The following is a 17,703-nucleotide window of genomic DNA, read 5'->3' as shown; positions in this document are numbered from 1 at the left end:
GGATCCCGACCCGGAGGAGTCCCCCGATGGACCGCGAGCAGTGGCGGCCGTTCCTGAAGCGCTGGAGCGAGGAGTGGATCGCCGGGCACGATCCGGAGCGGGACCACCCCCTGGACGAAGAGGTGGTGCGCGACGGCTGGCTCGGCTTCGCCCCGGCGAGCGACGCGGACGTGGCCGCGGCCGAGGCCCGGCTCGGCCGCCGGCTGCCGCCGTCGCTCCGGGAGTTCCTGCTGGTCACCGACGGGTGGCGGGACGCGGGGCCGTTCGTCTACCGGCTCGCGGGGACGCGCGGGCTCGACTGGCTGGCCGACTCCGACGAGGCCTGGTGGATCGACGCGTACTCGTGGGACGACGTCGAGGAAGGCGAGCCGGACGTAGGGGCCGTCCTCGCCCGGTCGCTGCGGCTCTCCCTGGAGGGCGACGCCTGCGTCATGCTGCTCGACCCGGAGGACGTCGACGAGCGCGGGGAGTGGGCCGCCTACTGGCTGTCCTCCTGGTCGGGCACGGGGCCCGAACGGCACGACTCCTTCCACTCCCTGATGCGCGGGCAGTTCGCCTCCTTCCACGCCCTGCGGCAACCACCGGGCACCACCCGCGACCACTGGGACGCCCGGGTCGAGGAGGCCCGCGGGGCCGCGCTCGGCGGTGCCGTCGACGAACCCCTGGCGGTGCTGGCCGAGGCAGCGGAGTACGGACGCCGGCGGGCGCAGCTGCTCCGCTTCCAGTTGCTCGTGCTGCTGGGCGACTGGCACACCCTTTCCCCGTACACGCTCATATCGTCGTACGTCGACGCCGGGAACGAACCCCTCTTCGGCCCCGAACTGCTGCCGCTCCTCTTCACGGAGAACGCGCGTGGCCCCTGGGGGCGGCCGAACCCGGCGCTGACCTCCCTGGAGGAGAGCGGGCCGGAGTCCGTGCGAGCGCTCGTGGCCGACCACCGGCGGCGCCTGCGGGAGCCCGGATTTCCGTTCCCTTACGGCAATCCGGAGTTCGACGCGGCGGTGCGGCGCGTCACCGCGCGGCTCGCCGACGCACCGGAGGACGAGGAGGCGCGCCGCCGCCTGGAGGACACCCTCTGGCCGGAGCTCAAGGACGCCCTCCGGCGGTGGCGCCCGCTGAACGACGACCACCTCGCCCCGGTCGTCCTCCTCGCCGACCCCGTCCTGGCCGGGCTGATCACTCCGGAGCGCGGGCGGGAGCTCCTCACCGTTCCCCGGGGCGGCGGCCGCGCGAAGGGCTAGAAAGCGAGGGGCCGTTGGCCCTGGACCGAGTACATCAGGCAGGAGGTGGCCAGGAAGTCCGGGTGGCTCATGACCTCGCGGGCCGCCCGCAGTCCGTCGTCCGTCAGGCCGGCGGAGCGGAACCGGTCCCTGAGGTGGTGGGTGTTGTGGATCTGCAGGGCCGTGCCGGGGGAGTGGGCGCGCCACTGCTGGACGGCGGGTTCCGCGTCGATGCGGACGAGCCCGGCCCGGTGCATGGCGGTCGCGGCCCGCCGCCCCCACGCCAGGTCGACCCCCGCCGCCCGCAGTAGGCGGAGCTTGGCGTCGAGGTAGTCGCGGTAGGCCGCCGCCGCGGCGTCGTCGCACCCGCCCACCGGCACCAGCGGGCCGTAGGTGGTCTCGTCGAACTCGTCGAGCTGGAGCCAGCCTCCGGGCCGGAGCGCGCCGACCAGCCGCCGCAGCACCTCGTCGCGCTCGGGCAGGTGCATCAGCACCAGCCGGGCGTGGACGACGTCGAACGCGCCCTCGGGCAGCGGGTCGCACCGCGCGTCGTGGACGAGGACGCGCAGGCCGGGCGCGGCCGGGGAATGCTGTGGTTTGACGTCCGTGGCCAGCACGGAACCCGTCGGCGCCACCCGGGCCGCGAGCCACCGCGCGACGCTCCCGCCGCCCGCGCCCACCTCCAGGCAGTGCGCCCCCGGGGCGACCGGGAGCCGGGCGAGCCGGTGGGTGCTGAAGCCGTCGTACGCCGCGGCGAGGCAACGGTGTTGCTCCGTGGCGTGCTCACTGTCGTTGTCGAACGCGTAGCCGAGCGGAGGAGTCGTGGTCATACCGTCCTCGGAGTCGTCGTGGTCCGGAGCCCCGGCGCTGCCGGAACCGACGGTACCGGTCCCGGGGCGCCCGTACCCCGGGCCCGGCCGCCGACCACCCGGTACGGGGACGGAAGCCCCCGTACCGTCGCGCACCCGTGCGGGAGGTCAGCCGGTGAACGTCCCGAGCACCTTGCTGTACTCGTACTCCTGCTGGCCGGGGATGCCGGAGCAGACGGGGCCGGCGGTCGGCTTGTCGCACGGGTGGTCGCGGGTGGCCGACCACATGGACAGCCGGCCGATGTGCTTCTGCGACGCCCAGGCGGCGAGCCGGCGCGCGTCCTCCAGCCGGAAGGTCTCCCCGGGGCTGTCGTTGACGCCGATCATCGGGGTGATGCCGATCATCTTCCACACCGCCCCGTCCGGGGTGCCGGGGTAGACGGACGCGAGCTGGTCGTGCAGGTTGGTGCCCGCGTCGATGGCGGCCTGGCCCATGTCCTGGACCGGCGGGCCGTAGTCCATGGCCATCACGTTCCACGTCTCCACGGCCAGCCCGTTCCGCAGCGCGTCGCGGACGACCTCCAGGCCGTCCGGGGTGAGACCGCTCGCCAGGACCGGCAGCGTGTACGAGATGTGCAGGGGCGTGCCCTTGGCCGCGTACCGCTGCTGGAGCGCCGCGAGCGCCTTGGCCCGGCGGGTGTTGGCCGCCTTGTCGACCACGGCGGTGCCCTCGACGTCGAAGTCCAGCTTGTACGCCTTGAGCCGCTCGACGACGCTGCCGTACGCCTCCGTGAGGGCGCCGACGTCGGTGATGTCCTGGGCGAGCTCGTTGTTGTTGGCGCCGCCGAAGGAGACGACCACGTCACCGCCGGCCCGCCGCAGGGCGTTGATCCGCGGGACCCCGTAGTTGCCCGAGACGGGGTGCGCGTGCTGGCCGCCCCACACCGGCGTCCTGCGGTCCTGGGCGTCCGAGACGACGAACGCCGTGGTGAACTGCCGGGCTCCGCTGACCTCCGCCATCTTCGGCAGGTCGGGCTCGGGGTAGAGACTGGTATCGACGTACGGGGCCCAGGTGGCGGGAGCGTCGGGCTTCCCGGGGACGGCCGCTATGGGGGACGGGTCCTCCTTCCAGGCGATGATGATCTCCAGCCCGTTCTGCGGAACCTTTCTGCGCCAGTCCTGGGACGGCGCCACGGTCAGCGTCGAGCCGGCGACGGCGACCTGGTCCTGCTGGTACTCGCTGTCGAACGCCTGGCCCTCGGGCAGGGTGAACCGCACCTTCCAGTCGACGTCCGGGGTGGCCTGCCCGCTGACGGGCTTCAGCACGTAGTGGTAGGTGCCGCCGTTGCCCCAGTCCTGGTCCTTGCTCCCGGACTGGTCGCCCGTCCAGGTCAGGCCGACCTTGTCGGAGGCGGACAGCAGTTCGGCACCGAGCGGGCCGACGGCGGCGGGCGCGGCGACGCGCGCCCCGGGGGACGGTGCCGCGCCGGCGGGCAGGGCGGCGGCCGTTCCCGTCAGCAGACAGAGAACGGTTCCTGAGGCGACGACGGCATGGCGGACGGTGGGAGAGAGCGTCATGGTTCCTCCGCAGGCGTGGGGACTGCACCCCCCTCGGCGGAACAGCGCGGACCGGTCGGACGCGGTCGCAACTCCCCATTGCTTCCACACCGTTGGTCTGGACCACAGTGTTCCCCGGGCAGCATAGAGGGGCCGACGCGCGGGGGGAAGGCGGGAGCAGTGACAAGCGCGGGACGGGAGTGCGCTCGGCCCGAAGTGCCGAAGCGGTCTGATTCTTCAGGGTGTTGGGGTCGACGGCCGCTGTTCCCCAGCGGGGATCTGTTTCTCAGTCAGGGGTTCCGGACGTCACGACGGACGGCGGGGATTCCCGTCGTCCATCGGCCCTGGCATCGGTCGCGCCTTCCGGGAGCTTCTCGGGAGCATGTGTCAGAGAGGCATTGCTGTGCGCACCGAGAAGGCCGCAGCCGCACGCGTCCCGATCGCCCTCGGGACGGTCCTCGCTCTCCCGGCGGCCGCCTCGGCCGACGGCCCGCATCACGGCACCCGGGCCGCCGCGGCGCCGGAGCTCGGCGCCTTCCCGCCGCGGACCGGCACCGCCCCGCACGAGACCGGCCGGACCTTCGAGTTCTCCGTCGCCGACTGGAACCGCGACGGCCGCCCTGACCTGATCGCGGTGAAGAAGAGCGGAACGCGCGCCCACAGCGCCGGGGTGCACGTCCTCGGCTGAGCCCGCGTCCCGTTCCTTCCCCGCAGGACGCCCGCCGGGAGGAACGGGACGGCCGGCCGGCCGCCGGCTCAGGCGGGCTTGCGGGCCTCGAACAGCACCCGGGACGAGTGGGCGACGAACGGGCCCTCCGCCCGGATCCGCTCGTCCAGTTCGCGCAGCCGGTCCCGGTAGAGGTCGACGGTGAACCCGGGAACGGTCCAGAGCACCTTCCGCAGGAAGTACACCACCGCGCCGACGTCGAAGAACTCCATCCGCAGCCGCTCCGACCGGACGTCCACCACCTCCAGCCCCGCGGCCCGGGCCGCGGCGCCCTCGTCGTCCGGATGCCGCTTCCGGCGGGCCTCGGGCTGCGGGCCGAGGAAGAACTCCACGAGCTCGAACACACTGGCCGGTCCGACGTGCTGCGCGAAGTACGTACCACCGGGCCGCAGCACCCGGGCGAGCTCCGACCACCACACCGTCGCCGGATGCCGGCTGGTCACCAGGTCGAACGCCGCGTCCGCGAAGGGCAGCGGCGGCTCGTCCGGCGCCGCCACCACGACCGCGCCGCGCGGGTGCAGCAGCGCGGTGGCCTTGGCGACGTTCGGCGGCCAGGACTCGGTGGCCACCATCGTCGGCGGGAGTACCGAGGCGCCCGCCAGCACCTCACCGCCCCCGGTCTGGACGTCCAGCGCCGCCGACGCCCCGGCCAGCCGCCGCGCCATCAGCTTCTGGTAGCCCCACGACGGGCGCTCCTCGGTGGCCCGGCCGTCCAGCCAGGAGAAATCCCAGCCGTCCACGGAAACGGAGGCCGCCTCGGTCACCAGATCATCGAATCCACGGTTCATAACCCGAATCATCACCATAAATCGATGAGGGAGCAAAGCAATTTGCCGTCCTGAGAGGAGCTGTGCGGAATCGCCCGACCCCCGCCTCCGCCGGGCCGGATGCGCCCGAAGGGCGTGCGGGCCGGACACCCGTCACTGTGGAAGATGTCCCGGGTGGAGGTGTCCCGGCGCGAGCGCGGCCGGCCGGCCCCGCGCGGAAGGAGGCAGCCCATGGCGGACGGAGCCCCGACGCCCGTCAGCGAGAGTCCGGACGACCCGTTCTCGCTCGCCCGCGCGGCCACGATGGTGCTCGACCACCGGGGCACGGTCGTCGGCTGGGGCGAGCAGACCACGGCGCTGCTGGGCCGCCGGGCCGAGGACGTGACCGGCAGGCCCGCCGCCGACGTCCTCCTCGCGCCCCGCGACCGCGCCACCGTCGTCGAGACGGCCAGGACCTGCGTCCGGGAGGGCGGCTGGTTCGGGGTGCTGCCGGTGGTCCGGGGCGACGGCACCCGGATCCACGTCGGGGTCCGGGCCCGGCGCGTCGTCCGGCCGGACGCCCCGCCGGAGTGGTTCCTGGTCGGCGCCCCCGCCGACGATATCGTCCAGTGGGAGACCGACCGGTCCGTGCTCGACGGGCTGTTCCGGCGCTCGCCCATCGGACTGGTCGTGCACGCCCCGGACCTGAGCATCCTCCGCGTCAACAGGGCCGTCGCCCACATCGGCGGCATCCGCCCCGAGCAGGCCGCGGGCCGCCGCACCGGCGACTTCCTCATCACCGACGACGCCGACACCGTCGAGAACCGGCTGCGGCAGGTGCTGGAGACCGGACGGCCCATGATCTTCACCGAGCAGCCCTGCCGGCTCCGCGCCGCCCCGGCGGAGGAACGGTTCGTCTCCGTCTCGGCGTTCCGGACGACCGACTCGGCCGGACGGGTGCTCGGCGTCACCCAGTTGGTCGAGGACGTCACCGAACGCCACCGCGCCCGGGTGCGGCTCGCCCTCCTCGACGAGGCCGGCCGGCGCATCGGCACCTCCCTCGACGTCGACACCACCGCCCGCGAACTGGCCGACGTCCTCGTCCCCGAGCTCGCCGACTGGGTCTCCGTCGACCTCCTCGAACCCGTCAGCCGCGGCGAGGAACCCTCGCAGGACGGCACCGGCGCCGTCTGCCGGGCCGCCGCCGCCTCCGTGGTCGACGAGGCGGAAGCGGCCCTCCACCCGGTCGGCCACCGCATCGTCTTCCCCCCGGACAGCCCCCAGGCGCGCTGCCTCGCCGAGAAGAGTCCGGTGCTGGTCCAGGACGGCCGGGGACCCGCCGGGCTGCGGGCCGTCGCCCAGGAACGGGCCGAACGCGCGGCCGGACTCGGCGTGCACTCCGTCATGACGGTGCCGCTCGTCGCCCGCGGCCTCGTCCTCGGCCTCGTCGTCCTCTGGCGCGCCCGCCGCCCCGAGCCGTTCGAGGACGACGACCTCACGCTCGCCACCGAGTTCGCCGCCCGCGCCGCCGTCTGCATCGACAACGCCCGCCGCTACACCCGGCAGCACCAGGCCGCCCTCACTCTCCAGTGCCGGCTGCTCCCCGGCGAGGTGCCCGACCTGCCCGCCGTCGAGGTCGCCCACCGGTACATCCCGGCCGGCGCCGCGGAAGGCGTCGGCGGCGACTGGTTCGACATCATCCCGCTCTCCGGCGCCCGCGCCGCCCTCGTCGTCGGCGACGTCATCGGCCACGGCATCGACGCCGCCGCCACCATGGGCCGGCTGCGCACCGCCGTCCACACCCTCGCCGAACTCGACCTGGAACCCGAGGAAGTGCTGTCCCACCTCGACGACCTCGTACACCGGCTGGCCGCCGAACAGGAGGTCAACACCCGTGACTTCCCCCACGACCAGGTCACCGGCGCCAGCTGCCTCTACGCCGTCTACGACCCGGTCTCCCGCCGCTGCTCCCTGGCCCGCGCCGGCCACCCGCCGCCCGCGGTGGTCACCCCGGACGGCCGGGCGACCCTGCCCGACCTGCCGCCGGGACCCCCGCTCGGCCTGGGAGGCCTGCCCTTCGAGGCGGCCGAACTGGAGCTCCCCGAGGGAAGCCTGCTGGCCCTCTTCACCAACGGGCTCATCCAGTCGCCCGGCGGCGACGTCGACTCCGCGCTCGCCGAACTGGGCCGTCAACTGGCCGTGGCCGACCGGTCGTTGACCGAGACGACCAAGGCCGTGGTGGACGCCCTGCTCCCCGCCCGGCCGCACGACGACGTCGCCCTGCTGCTCGCCCGCACCCGCGTCCTGGGCCCCGAGCGCGTGGCCACCTGGACCCTGCCCGGCGACGAACAGACCGCCGCCGGCGCCCGCCGGCTGGCGGCCGAACAGCTCACCAAGTGGGGCCTGGAGGACCTGGTCTTCGCGACGGAACTGGTCGTCAGCGAACTGGTGACCAACGCCTACCGGTACGCGAAGGGGCAGGTGACCCTGCGGCTCATCCGCGGCCACAGCCTCATCTGCGAGGTGACCGACACCAGCAACACCTCGCCGCACCTGCGCCGGGCCCGCAGCACCGACGAGGGCGGGCGCGGCCTGTTCCTGGTCGCCCAGCTCACCGAGCGGTGGGGGACCCGCTACGAGCGGGAAGGCAAGACCGTCTGGACGGAACAGCCGCTGCCGCCCGGACACCGCCTCTGAGACTCCGCTCAGCGGGTGTCCGCGTGCTCCACGGCGGGCGCCGCCGCCCGTACCGGCCCGGACTGCGCCGGTACGGGCGTGCCGGCGCGCCGCCGGGTCACCCGGCGCACCAGCGGTTCCGTCCACCGCGCCGCGAGCGGCCCCAGCACCACCAGCACCAGGACGTAGGCCGTGGCCAGCGGCCCCACGCGCGGTTCCACACCCACCGCCAGACCGGCGATCACGATGGAGAACTCGCCCCGGGCGACCAGCGTTCCGCCGGCCCGCCAGCGCCCCGCGGGCGGGGCACCCGCCCGGCGGGCCGCGTACCAGCCCGTCCCCACCTTGGTGAGGACCGTGACCCCGGCCAGCGCCAGCGCCGGGCCCAGCACCGGGGGCACGGACGCCGGATCGGTGCTCAGCCCGAAGAAGAGGAAGAAGACGGCGGCGAACAGGTCCCGCAGCGGCGACAGCAGCGCCCGGGCGTCCTCCGCCACCTCGTCCGACAGCGCGATGCCGATGAGGAACGCCCCCACCGCCGCCGACACGTGCAGCTCCTGCGCCACCCCCGCGAACGACAGCGTCAGCCCGAGCACCACCAGCAGCATCCGCTCCGGGTTGTCCGAGGACACGGCCCGGCTGATGACGTGCCCGTGGCGCAGCGCCACGTAGAGCACGGCGGTGACCGTGCCCAGGGACGTCAGCAGGATCAGCCCGCCCGCCCGGATGCTCAGCCCCGCCTGGAGGGCGGTCAGCAGCGGGAGGTAGCCGGCCATCGCGAGGTCCTCGATGACGAGGACGCCGAGCACGGCCGGCGTCTCCTCGGCGCCCAGCCGGCCGAGGTCCGCGAGCACCTTGGCGATGACCCCGGAGGACGAGACCCAGGTGACGCCCGCCAGCGCCACACAGGCCACCGCACCCCAGCCCAGCAGGAGCCCCGCGGCGGCCCCCGGCAGGGCGTTGAGCAGGAAGTCCACCGCCCCGGACGGGGATTGGGCGCGGAGACTGCTCATCAGCTCGGAGGCGCTGTACTCCAGCCCCAGCAGGAGCAGCAGCAGGACGACGCCCACCTCCGCCCCCGTGGCGACGAACCCCTCGCTCGCGCCCAGCGGACGGATGCCCCCGCGGCCGAAGGCGAGGCCCGCCAGGAGATAGAGGGGTATGGGAGAGAAACCGATCAGGCCGGCGAGCCGGCTGAGGAGACCCAGGGCGAGAATGACGGCGCCGAGTTCGATGAGCAGCGTGGTGGTCTGGTGCATGGGCGGCTGTCCTCCGGCGGTCGAGGGGCTGCGGCGGCTGTGCCTGCGCGAATGCGGAAGAGGTCCTGGTCCTGGAACTGGCGACGGAAAACGGGTCGGACGGCACAGGAGGTGCGGGGCGGCAGGTGCGCGTGGGGGGCACGTGCCGCGGCCCGGCCGGTGAGCTGACGCGCAGTCGGTCCCCGTCGTAGAACCCGCACGGCCCGGGTCGGGCCGCTCATCGGATCGATGGCATCGCTCGATGGAGCATCTTAGCGGAGAATGCAATAGTCCTATCGGGTTTCTGGGGAGTTGCGCTGTGCGCCCCCTTTTTCCTCCGGGCGCGGGCCGACCGCCCTACCGTGAGGGGGAGTCGGCTGCTATGGGCGCCCGGAAGCGTGCGGCGGCGCGCCACGCGGGCGTCCGGGCCGCGTCGGATTCCTCGCGGAACCGAAGGGGAGCGACGGTCTCGGGCGGCAGAGGCCCGGATTCCGGCTGTGTGTGCCAGGGGAATGCCGGCGTCGGAGCCGGGCCCGCTCGGGGCGGGAGCGGCGGATGCGCGCCTTCCGGCGCCGACCGGGGGCGCGGGCGGGCCCCGCCCCGTCAGCCCTCGGGGTTGGCCTCGAGGCAGGTCAGCTCGATCTCGTCGACGAGCGCCTCGTATGTCTTGCCGGTCAGCTGGGCGACGTTCTCCATGCCCACCGCTGCCCACCCGGCCAGGCTCATGACGAGCGACCGGAGTCCGTCCGTGCCGAGCCGGGCCAGCACGTCGTCGGCCACCCTCAGGGCCTCCTCCGGCACCCGCTCGGCCGGCTCCAGGCCGACCACCGTCCGCAGCAAGCCGACCGTCACCCGGCTGATCTCGGGCGCGATCGCGTACAGGCGGCGGTCTTCTTCCTCGTCCATGCTTCCCTTTCCGTCGGGCGGCGGGGCGGCCGTCCTTGAGAGACGGGGAGCTGTCTACCAGAAGTAACGGACGCCTCACCAGGAAGAGTTGACGCGTAACGGCCCTGTTCTGGGCAAACGGCGAGGAGACCTCACTCGCGCGGGTGATGCCGCCGGGAGGGTGCCGGGGCGGGGCTTCCGGGGCCGCGGGGAGTCTCCCCCTGTCGACAGAAGGCGGTAAGGGTAGCCTAAGCTAAGCTCCGTCCGGGTGGCAGGAAAGACCCGGTGGGACCGCCCGCCCCGTTGCCCCGCTCCTCCGGCAGCGTGCCGCGCCTTCCCGCGCACGGCGGCCGGCCCCCACCCACGAGCAAGGAACGGATCCGAGGACCAGACATGGTGCGCATAGCTGTGGCGGGCGCGAGTGGATACGCGGGCGGTGAACTGCTGCGTCTGCTCCTGCGGCACCCCCACGTCGACATCGGCGCGCTGACCGCCGACTCCAACGCCGGACGGACGGTGGGCGAGGTGCAGCCCCACCTCGCCCCGCTGGCGGAACAGGTGTTGGAGAAGACGACCCCCGAGGCGCTCGCGGGACACGACGTGGTCTTTCTCGCCCTCCCGCACGGCGCGTCCGCCGCGCTGGCGAGCGAACTGGACCCCGGCACCCTCCTCATCGACTGTGGTGCGGATTTCCGGCTGCGGGACGCGGGGGAGTGGGTGCGGTTCTACGGGTCGCCGCATGCGGGGACGTGGCCGTATGGGTTGCCGGAGTTGCCGGGGGTGCGGGAGGCGTTGCGGGGGGCGAGGCGGGTGGCGGTGCCGGGGTGTTATCCGACGGCGGTGTCGTTGGCGTTGTGGCCGGTGTTCGCGGCGGGGCTGGTGGAGAGGGAGGCGGTGGTCGTGGCGGCGTCGGGGACGTCCGGTGCGGGGAAGGCCGTCAAGCCGCATCTGCTGGGCAGTGAGGTGATGGGGTCGATGAGTCCGTACGGGGTCGGGGGCGGGCACCGGCATACGCCGGAGATCGCGCAGAACCTGGCCGCCGTCGCCGGGGGGCCGGTGAGTGTCTCCTTCACCCCGACGCTCGCGCCCATGCCCCGCGGCATCCTCGCCACGTGCTCGGCACGCGTCGCGGACGGGGCCTCGGAGGAGACGGTACGCGCCGCGTATGAAAAGGCGTACGCGGGCGAGCCGTTCGTGCGGCTGCTGCCGCCGGGGAGGTGGCCGTCGACCGCGGCCGTCCTGGGCTCCAACGCGGTGCAGGTGCAGGTGACGGTGGACGACGCGGCGGGCCGCGTGATCGCGGTGAGCGCGATCGACAACCTGACGAAGGGCACTGCCGGTGGTGCGGTGCAGAGCATGAACATCGCCCTCGGGCTGGCCGAGGAGCTGGGACTTTCCACGACAGGGGTGGCTCCGTGAGTGTGACGGCGGCGAAGGGCTTCGTGGCGGCCGGTGTGGCTGCCGGGCTGAAGGACAGTGGTGCGCCGGATGTGGCGCTGGTGGTGAACCAGGGTCCGGGTCGGGCGGCGGCGGGGGTGTTCACCTCCAACCGGGTCAAGGCGGCTCCGGTGCTGTGGTCGCAGCAGGTGCTGAAGGCGGGGGAGGTGGTGGCGGTCGTCCTCAACTCCGGTGGCGCCAACGCCTGCACCGGCCCGGAGGGTTTCCAGGACACCCACGCGACGGCGGAGAAGGCGGCGGAAGCGCTCGGCTGCGGCGCCGGCGGGGTGGCGGTGGCCTCCACCGGGCTGATCGGCGTCCGGCTGCCCATGGACAAGCTGCTGCCGGGCGTGGAGAAGGCCGCGGCGAGCCTGTCGGCGCACGGCGGCGAGAAGGCCGCCGTCGCGATCAAGACGACGGACACCGTGCACAAGACGGCGGTGGTGGAGCGGGACGGCTGGGTGGTCGGGGGTATGGCCAAGGGTGCGGGGATGCTCGCTCCGGGGCTGGCCACGATGCTCGTCGTCCTGACCACCGATGCCGACGTGGACGCTCCCGGTCTGGATGACGCGCTGCGTGCCGCCGTCCGGACCACTTTCGACCGGGTCGACTCCGACGGCTGCATGTCCACCAACGACACCGTTCTGCTCCTGTCCTCCGCCGCCTCGGGCGTCGCGCCGGACGTCGCCGCGTTCACCGATGCCGTGCGCGAGGTGTGTGACGACCTGGCGCGGCAGCTGATCGGGGACGCGGAGGGGGCGAGCAAGGACATCCGCATCGAGGTGATCAACGCCGCCAGCGAGGAGGATGCGGTGGAGGTGGGTCGGTCCATCGCCCGTAACAACCTCCTCAAGTGCGCGTTGCACGGCGAGGATCCCAACTGGGGCCGGGTGCTCTCGGCGATCGGCACCACCTCCGCCGCCTTCGACCCCGACAGGCTCAACGTGGCGATCAACGACGTGTGGGTGTGCCGCAACGGCTCCGTCGGTGACGACCGCGACCTCGTCGACATGCGGCCCCGTGAGGTCCGCATCACCGCCGACCTGGCCGAGGGCGCCGAATCCGCCGTCATCCGGTCCAACGACCTCACCGCCGACTACGTCCACGAGAACAGCGCCTACTCCTCATGAACCCCACCCTTCCCTCGCGGCGCGCAGCCGCGCCCAAAGCCCGTACCGTCATCGAGGCGCTGCCGTGGCTGCGCCGCCTCCACGGCAAGACGGTCGTCGTCAAGTTCGGCGGGAACGCCATGGTGGACGAGGAGTTGAAGGCCGCGTTCGCCGAGGACATGGTGTCGCTCCGGTACGCCGGAGTGCGGCCGGTCGTCGTGCACGGCGGCGGGCCGCAGATCAGCGGGATGCTCGACCGGCTCGGCATCGCCTCGGAGTTCACGGCCGGCCTGCGGGTGACCACGCCCGAGGCGATGGACGTCGTCCGGATGGTCCTCGCCGGGCAGGTCCAGCGCGAGCTGGTCGGGCTGATCAACCGGCACGGCCCGTTCGCCGTCGGTCTGACCGGCGAGGACGCGCACACCATGACCGCCGTCCGGCGGCAGGCCGAGGTCGACGGCGAGCCGGTCGACATCGGCCTCGTCGGTGACGTCGTCGCCGTCGACCCGAGCACGGTGGAGGCGCTGCTCGACCGCGGCAGGATCCCCGTCGTCTCGCCGGTCGCCCGGGGCGCGGACGGCGAGGTGTACAACGTCAACGCCGACCTGGCCGCCGCCGCGCTCGCCGGGGCGCTGGGCGCCGAGAAGCTGGTCGTCCTCACCGACGTCGAGGGCCTCTACGCGGACTGGCCGCACAGCGACGACGTCATCAGCCGCCTCACCGCCGGCGAACTGGAAGCGCTGCTCCCGGAACTGTCGAGCGGCATGGTCCCCAAGATGGAGGGCTGCCTGCGGGCCGTCCGGGGCGGGGTGGGCGCGGCGCACGTGCTGGACGGCCGGGTGCCGCACTCGCTGCTGCTGGAGGTGTTCACGGACGAGGCGGTCGGGACGACCGTGGTGCCCGATCCGCCGCCGGGCGTGCCGGACGCGCTCGCGGAGGTGACCGCGTGACCGGGGACGGCACCCGTACGCCGGGCGAGCGGCTGGCCGAGCGCTGGCGGGGCGCGCTCATGGACACCTACGGCACGCCCCCGCTGGCGCTGGTGAGCGGGGAGGGGGCGACGGTCCGGGACGCCGACGGGCGGACGTACGTCGACTTCGTCGGCGGCATCGCGGTCAACGCGCTCGGCCACGCCCACCCGGCCGTCGTCCGCGCGGTCTCCGAGCAGATCGCCGCGCTCGGGCATGTGTCCAACCTCTACGTGGCCGAGCCCCCGGTGGCCCTGGCCGAGCGGCTGCTGGGGCTGGCCGGCCGTGACGGCCGGGTGTTCTTCTGCAACTCCGGGGCGGAGGCGGTCGAGGCCGCGTTCAAGATCGCCCGGCGGACCGGGCGGCCGCACATCGTCGCCGCCCAGGGCGGGTTCCACGGCCGGACGATGGGCGCACTCGCGCTCACCGGCCAGCCGGCCAAACAGGAACCCTTCCTCCCGCTGCCCGGCGGCGTCACCCACGTCCCGTACGGCGACACCGACGCCCTCCGCGCCGCCGTGACGGAGCGGACCGCCGCGGTCGTCCTCGAACCCGTCCAGGGCGAGAACGGCGTCGTCGTCCCACCGCCCGGCTACCTCGCCGCGGCCCGCGAGATCACCGACGCGGCCGGCGCCCTGCTGGTGCTGGACGAGATCCAGACGGGCATCGGCCGCACCGGCTACTGGTTCGCTCACCAGGCAGACGGCGTGGTGCCCGATGTGATGACGCTGGCCAAGGGGCTGGGCGGCGGGCTGCCGATCGGGGCCACCGTGGCCTTCGGCGACGCGGCCGGGCTGCTGTCGCCCGGTCAGCACGGCTCGACGTTCGGCGGCAACCCGGTGTCCTGCGCCGCCGCCCTCGCGGTGCTCGACACGCTGGAGAAGGAGGACGTCCTCGCCCATGTCCGGCGCATGGGGGAGCGGTTGACGGCCGGAGCCCGGGCGTCCGGTCATCCGCTGCTGCGCGCGGTGCGCGGGGCCGGGCTGCTGCTCGGGCTCGTCCTGGACCGGCCGGTGGCCGCACACGTGCAGCGGGCGGCCCTGGACGCGGGCTTCCTGGTGAACGCGACGGGCCCGGACGTCGTCCGGCTGGCGCCGCCGCTCGTGATCGAGCGGGAGCAAGTCGACGCGTTCGTCCGGGCGTTGCCCCGGATGCTGGACGTCTGAGCTCTCCGGGAAAGGCGGGCCGGGAGGGACGCGGTGACGCGTGCCTCCCGGCCCGTTCGCCGTCCGGGCGCCGCTCGCCAAGGGGCCTCCGGGAGGCGAGATCTGACGGTGGACTTGACACCTGACCTGCTGGGAAAGTTAGGTTAGGCATACCTAATCAATGATTGCGCGGGTTGCCCTTCCCGATCCATGCCCGGCCGACACGGCCGTCAAGGCCGGGAACGGGCGGTACGACGAGAGGATGAGCATGTCGGCACGGCGCGGGGACAGCGCGAACACGGCGGGCGCCCCCATCGAGGATCTGGTCGGCATAGGCTTCGGTCCCGCCAACCTGGCCCTCGCCATCGCGATCGACGACCACAACCGCCGGGACCCGGACAGCGCGATCCGCGCGGGCTTCCTGGAGCGCCAGGAGCGCTTCGGCTGGCACCGCGGGATGCTCCTCGAAGGCGCCACCATGCAGGTGTCCTTCCTGAAGGACCTGGTCACCATGCGGGACCCCGGCAGCCGCTTCTCCTTCCTGTGCTACCTGCGGGACCGCGGCCGGCTCGCCGACTTCATCAACCAGAAGACGTTCTTCCCCACCCGCATCGAGTTCCACGACTACCTGGAGTGGTGCGCCGCCGAGTTCGGCTCCGCCGTGGAGTACGGCCGCACCGCGACCGCCGTGCGCGCGGCCGGGGACGGCGGCACGGTGGAGACCGTGGACGTCGTCTCACGGTCCGTCGGGGACCCGGCCGACGAGACCGTGCGGCGCACCCGCAACCTCTCCGTCGGCACCGGCCTCACCCCCCGCCTCCCCGAAGGCGTCGCCCTCGGGCCGCACCTCTGGCACAATCGCGACCTGCTGTTCCGTGCCGCCGAGCCGGCCGCCCGCCGGCACCGCCGGTTCGTGGTCGTGGGCGCCGGCCAGTCCGCCGCCGAGAGCGCCGACTACCTGCACCGCACCTTCCCCGACGCCGAGGTCTGCGCGGTCTTCTCCCGCTACGGCTACAGCCCGGCCGACGACAGCCCCTTCGCCAACCGCATCTTCGACCCGGCCGCCGTCGACCACTTCTACGACGCCCCCGAGGACGTCAAGCGGACGCTGCTGGGCTACCACCGCAACACCAACTACTCCGTGGTCGACGGCGAGCTCATCGAGCAGCTCTACCGCACCGCCTACCAGGAGAAGGTCCAGGGCCGCGAGCGGCTGCGGATCCTCAACACCAGCCGGCTCACCGCCGTCGAGGACCTGCCGGACGGCGCCCGCGCGGTGATCCGCTCGCTGACCTCCGGGGAAACGTTCACGCTGGACTGCGACGCCGTGGTGTTCGCCACCGGCTACCACTCGGCCGACCCCCGCGAACTCCTCGGCGACCTCGCCGCCGAATGCCTCACCGACGAGCAGGGCCGGCTGCGCGTGGACCGGGACCACCGGGTCCTGACCACCGACCGCGTCCGCGTCGGCATCTACCTCCAGGGCGGCACCGAGCACACCCACGGCATCACCTCCTCCCTGCTCTCCACCCTGGCCGTCCGCTCCGGCGAGATCTGCGACTCGCTGCTGCTGCGCCGCACCGAGCGGGACGTCCTGGCGGGCCGGGCCGGGGGACAGGCCGACGCCGCCGGCACCGCCGAGTCCGCCGACACCGCGGGTACCGTCGCCGCGCCCGTCGGCTGAACTCCCTTCCACGCCAAGCCCCCTAAGGACTCCGTATGCCCGCGACCCCCGTCCCGATCGACACCCTCCGGCTCGACGTGGCCGACGTCCTCGGGGAGGACCCCGCCGACCTGCCGGACGACGAGGATCTGCGCGACCTGGGCCTCGACTCGATCCGGCTGATGAGCCTGGTGGAACGCTGGCGGGCCCGCGGCCTGGCCGCCGACTTCATGGAACTCGCCGAGGCCGACCCCACCCTGCGCGGCTGGCACGCCCTCCTCACCGCCGGCGTCTGACACCCCCCGCCTCACTCCCTTCGCACCACACCGGGCCATTCGCACCGCTTCGAGCCCTTCCCGCCACGTCGAGCCCTTCCCGCCACGTCGGGCCCTTTGCGCCACGCCGGGCAAGCGCCCGCCGAGCCCGTACCGCACCCGCTCAAGGAGAACCATGAACACCCGTCCCGTCCGTAGCGGCCGCAAGGCCGGCCGCAGCCGCGTCGCGGCCGTCCTCGCCGCGGCCGCCCTGCTCACCGTGAGCGCCTGCGGCAGCGACGACTCGTCCGACGACGCCAAGTCCGCGGCGGGCGACGGCGGGAAGCGGGTGATCGAGACGAGCGACGGCAAGGTGACGGTCCCCGCGAAGGCCGAGCGCATCGTCAGCGTCTCCTACGCCACGGGCGCCCTGCTCGACCTCGGCGTCGAGCCGGTCGGCACCAGTGCCATCGACGAGAACAACCCGATGGAACTGCTGCCTTCGCAGAAGGAACAGGGCAAGAAGATCACCTCGATCGGCTCCGGCATCGAGACCAACATCGAGAAGGTCGCCTCGCTCAAGCCCGACCTGATCATCGTCGAGGGCGCCGCCGCGTTCGACTGGAAGATCAACCGGCTCAAGGGCATCGCCCCCACGCTCTACTTCGGCATCAAGACCCCCGGCGACCTCTACGACGCCCAGGAGAAGATCGCCCAGGCCGTCGGCAAGGAGGACGCCCTCGGCAAGCTGAAGGCGACCTACAAGGAGAAGGCCGACAAGATCAAGTCGACCTACGCCGACAAGCTCAAGTCCGTGAAGTGGTCCCTCGCCTCCTCCTACGGCAACGGCGAGTTCCTCGTGGACACCCGCACCTCCTGGGTGGGCCGCATCCTCGCCGACGTCGGCGCGAACTTCTCCAAGGCGTCCGCCGAGGGCAAGGAGCACGAGGTCACCTACTCCCAGGAGAAGATCGACGTCCTCTCCGACGCCGACGTCATCCTCGTCCCGCGCATGGCCGCCACCGGCGAGGTGCCCAAGGAGACCAAGGAGCTCCAGGACAAGCCCTCCTGGAAGCTGCTGAAGGCGGCCAAGGACGACCACGTGCTGCCCGTCACCTACGCCACCAGCGACCGCTACGGCACCTCGATCGACGTCCTCGACCAGATCGACAAGATCCTCAAGGGCCTGTAGGCCGACGGGGGCTCACCCCCCTGGCCACCCCGCACCGGGGCCCGCCGGCGGTCCGGCCGGCGGGCCCCGGAACCCGT

At 73.3% G+C, this 17,703-nt stretch carries 15 protein-coding genes; 10 read left to right on the top strand and 5 right to left on the bottom strand.

Features of this window, described 5'->3' with window-relative positions; all coding sequences use genetic code 11:
• Positions 1-26 precede the first annotated feature (26 nt).
• Positions 27-1,241, top strand: a complete 1,215-nt coding sequence (locus tag ACH4PU_RS04185; protein ID WP_398265666.1) for an SMI1/KNR4 family protein — start codon at positions 27-29, stop codon at positions 1,239-1,241.
• Here ACH4PU_RS04185 and ACH4PU_RS04180 read toward each other — a convergent pair.
• Together ACH4PU_RS04180 and ACH4PU_RS04175 are read right to left on the bottom strand one after the other, a co-directional pair.
• Entirely contained in the window at positions 1,238-2,050 is an 813-nt protein-coding gene (locus ACH4PU_RS04180; protein WP_398265663.1) for a class I SAM-dependent methyltransferase, read from the bottom strand. The two genes, ACH4PU_RS04185 and ACH4PU_RS04180, sit on opposite strands and share 4 nt — an antisense overlap.
• Positions 2,051-2,197: 147 nt before the next feature.
• Positions 2,198-3,607, bottom strand: coding sequence for a hypothetical protein (locus ACH4PU_RS04175; protein ID WP_398265660.1), 1,410 nt, complete (start codon positions 3,605-3,607; stop codon positions 2,198-2,200).
• A 382-nt stretch (positions 3,608-3,989) separates the two neighbouring features.
• Between ACH4PU_RS04175 and ACH4PU_RS04170 the strand changes: the two genes are divergently transcribed.
• A complete protein-coding gene (locus ACH4PU_RS04170; RefSeq protein ID WP_398265657.1) occupies positions 3,990-4,274 on the top strand; it encodes an FG-GAP repeat domain-containing protein in 285 nt (94 codons plus the stop codon).
• Positions 4,275-4,342: 68 nt separating this feature from the next.
• Here ACH4PU_RS04170 and ACH4PU_RS04165 read toward each other — a convergent pair whose 3' ends face one another.
• A complete protein-coding gene (locus ACH4PU_RS04165; protein ID WP_398265654.1) occupies positions 4,343-5,101 on the bottom strand; it encodes a class I SAM-dependent methyltransferase in 759 nt (252 codons plus the stop codon).
• A 210-nt stretch (positions 5,102-5,311) separates the two neighbouring features.
• On the opposite strand from ACH4PU_RS04165, the gene ACH4PU_RS04160 reads away from it, so the two are divergent.
• Complete coding sequence (locus ACH4PU_RS04160; protein ID WP_398265651.1) at positions 5,312-7,756, top strand: SpoIIE family protein phosphatase; 2,445 nt, start codon at positions 5,312-5,314, stop codon at positions 7,754-7,756.
• A gap of 8 nt (positions 7,757-7,764) precedes the next feature.
• Here ACH4PU_RS04160 and ACH4PU_RS04155 read toward each other — a convergent pair whose 3' ends face one another.
• Positions 7,765-8,994: a cation:proton antiporter gene (locus ACH4PU_RS04155; protein ID WP_398265648.1), complete on the bottom strand. Its 1,230-nt coding sequence runs from the start codon at positions 8,992-8,994 to the stop codon at positions 7,765-7,767.
• A gap of 582 nt (positions 8,995-9,576) precedes the next feature.
• Positions 9,577-9,879 carry a hypothetical protein gene (locus tag ACH4PU_RS04150; protein ID WP_398265645.1) on the bottom strand — a complete coding sequence of 101 codons (303 nt, stop codon included), beginning with the start codon at positions 9,877-9,879 and terminating at the stop codon, positions 9,577-9,579.
• Between the two features lie 372 nt (positions 9,880-10,251).
• Between ACH4PU_RS04150 and argC the strand changes: the two genes are divergently transcribed.
• From argC to ACH4PU_RS04115, 7 genes are all read left to right on the top strand, one after another.
• Positions 10,252-11,277 carry an N-acetyl-gamma-glutamyl-phosphate reductase gene (gene argC, locus ACH4PU_RS04145; protein WP_398265642.1) on the top strand — a complete coding sequence of 342 codons (1,026 nt, stop codon included), beginning with the start codon at positions 10,252-10,254 and terminating at the stop codon, positions 11,275-11,277.
• Positions 11,274-12,425 (top strand): bifunctional glutamate N-acetyltransferase/amino-acid acetyltransferase ArgJ, encoded by a 1,152-nt coding sequence (gene argJ, locus ACH4PU_RS04140; protein ID WP_398265639.1) that lies wholly within the window; start codon positions 11,274-11,276, stop codon positions 12,423-12,425. Before argC ends, argJ begins: the two co-directional genes overlap by 4 nt.
• Positions 12,422-13,354 (top strand): acetylglutamate kinase, encoded by a 933-nt coding sequence (gene argB / locus ACH4PU_RS04135; RefSeq protein WP_398265636.1) that lies wholly within the window; start codon positions 12,422-12,424, stop codon positions 13,352-13,354. The genes argJ and argB overlap by 4 nt, the downstream gene beginning before the upstream one ends.
• 59 nt (positions 13,355-13,413) lie before the next feature.
• On the top strand, positions 13,414-14,538 hold the full coding sequence (locus ACH4PU_RS04130) for an acetylornithine transaminase (protein ID WP_398266938.1): 1,125 nt from the start codon (positions 13,414-13,416) through the stop codon (positions 14,536-14,538).
• A gap of 247 nt (positions 14,539-14,785) precedes the next feature.
• Entirely contained in the window at positions 14,786-16,201 is a 1,416-nt protein-coding gene (locus ACH4PU_RS04125) for a lysine N(6)-hydroxylase/L-ornithine N(5)-oxygenase family protein (protein WP_398266935.1), read from the top strand.
• A 35-nt stretch (positions 16,202-16,236) separates the two neighbouring features.
• A complete protein-coding gene (locus ACH4PU_RS04120; RefSeq protein WP_398265633.1) occupies positions 16,237-16,476 on the top strand; it encodes a phosphopantetheine-binding protein in 240 nt (79 codons plus the stop codon).
• A 154-nt stretch (positions 16,477-16,630) separates the two neighbouring features.
• Positions 16,631-17,626, top strand: coding sequence for an ABC transporter substrate-binding protein (locus ACH4PU_RS04115; RefSeq protein ID WP_398265630.1), 996 nt, complete (start codon positions 16,631-16,633; stop codon positions 17,624-17,626).
• The last annotated feature ends 77 nt before the right edge of the window (positions 17,627-17,703 follow it).

The organism is Streptomyces sp. NPDC021100, assembly GCF_044333095.1.
Classification (GTDB): Bacteria; Actinomycetota; Actinomycetes; order Streptomycetales; family Streptomycetaceae; genus Streptomyces.
The sequence above is the reverse complement of the archived record's forward strand: the minus strand, read 5'-3'. Positions and strand labels throughout refer to the sequence as shown.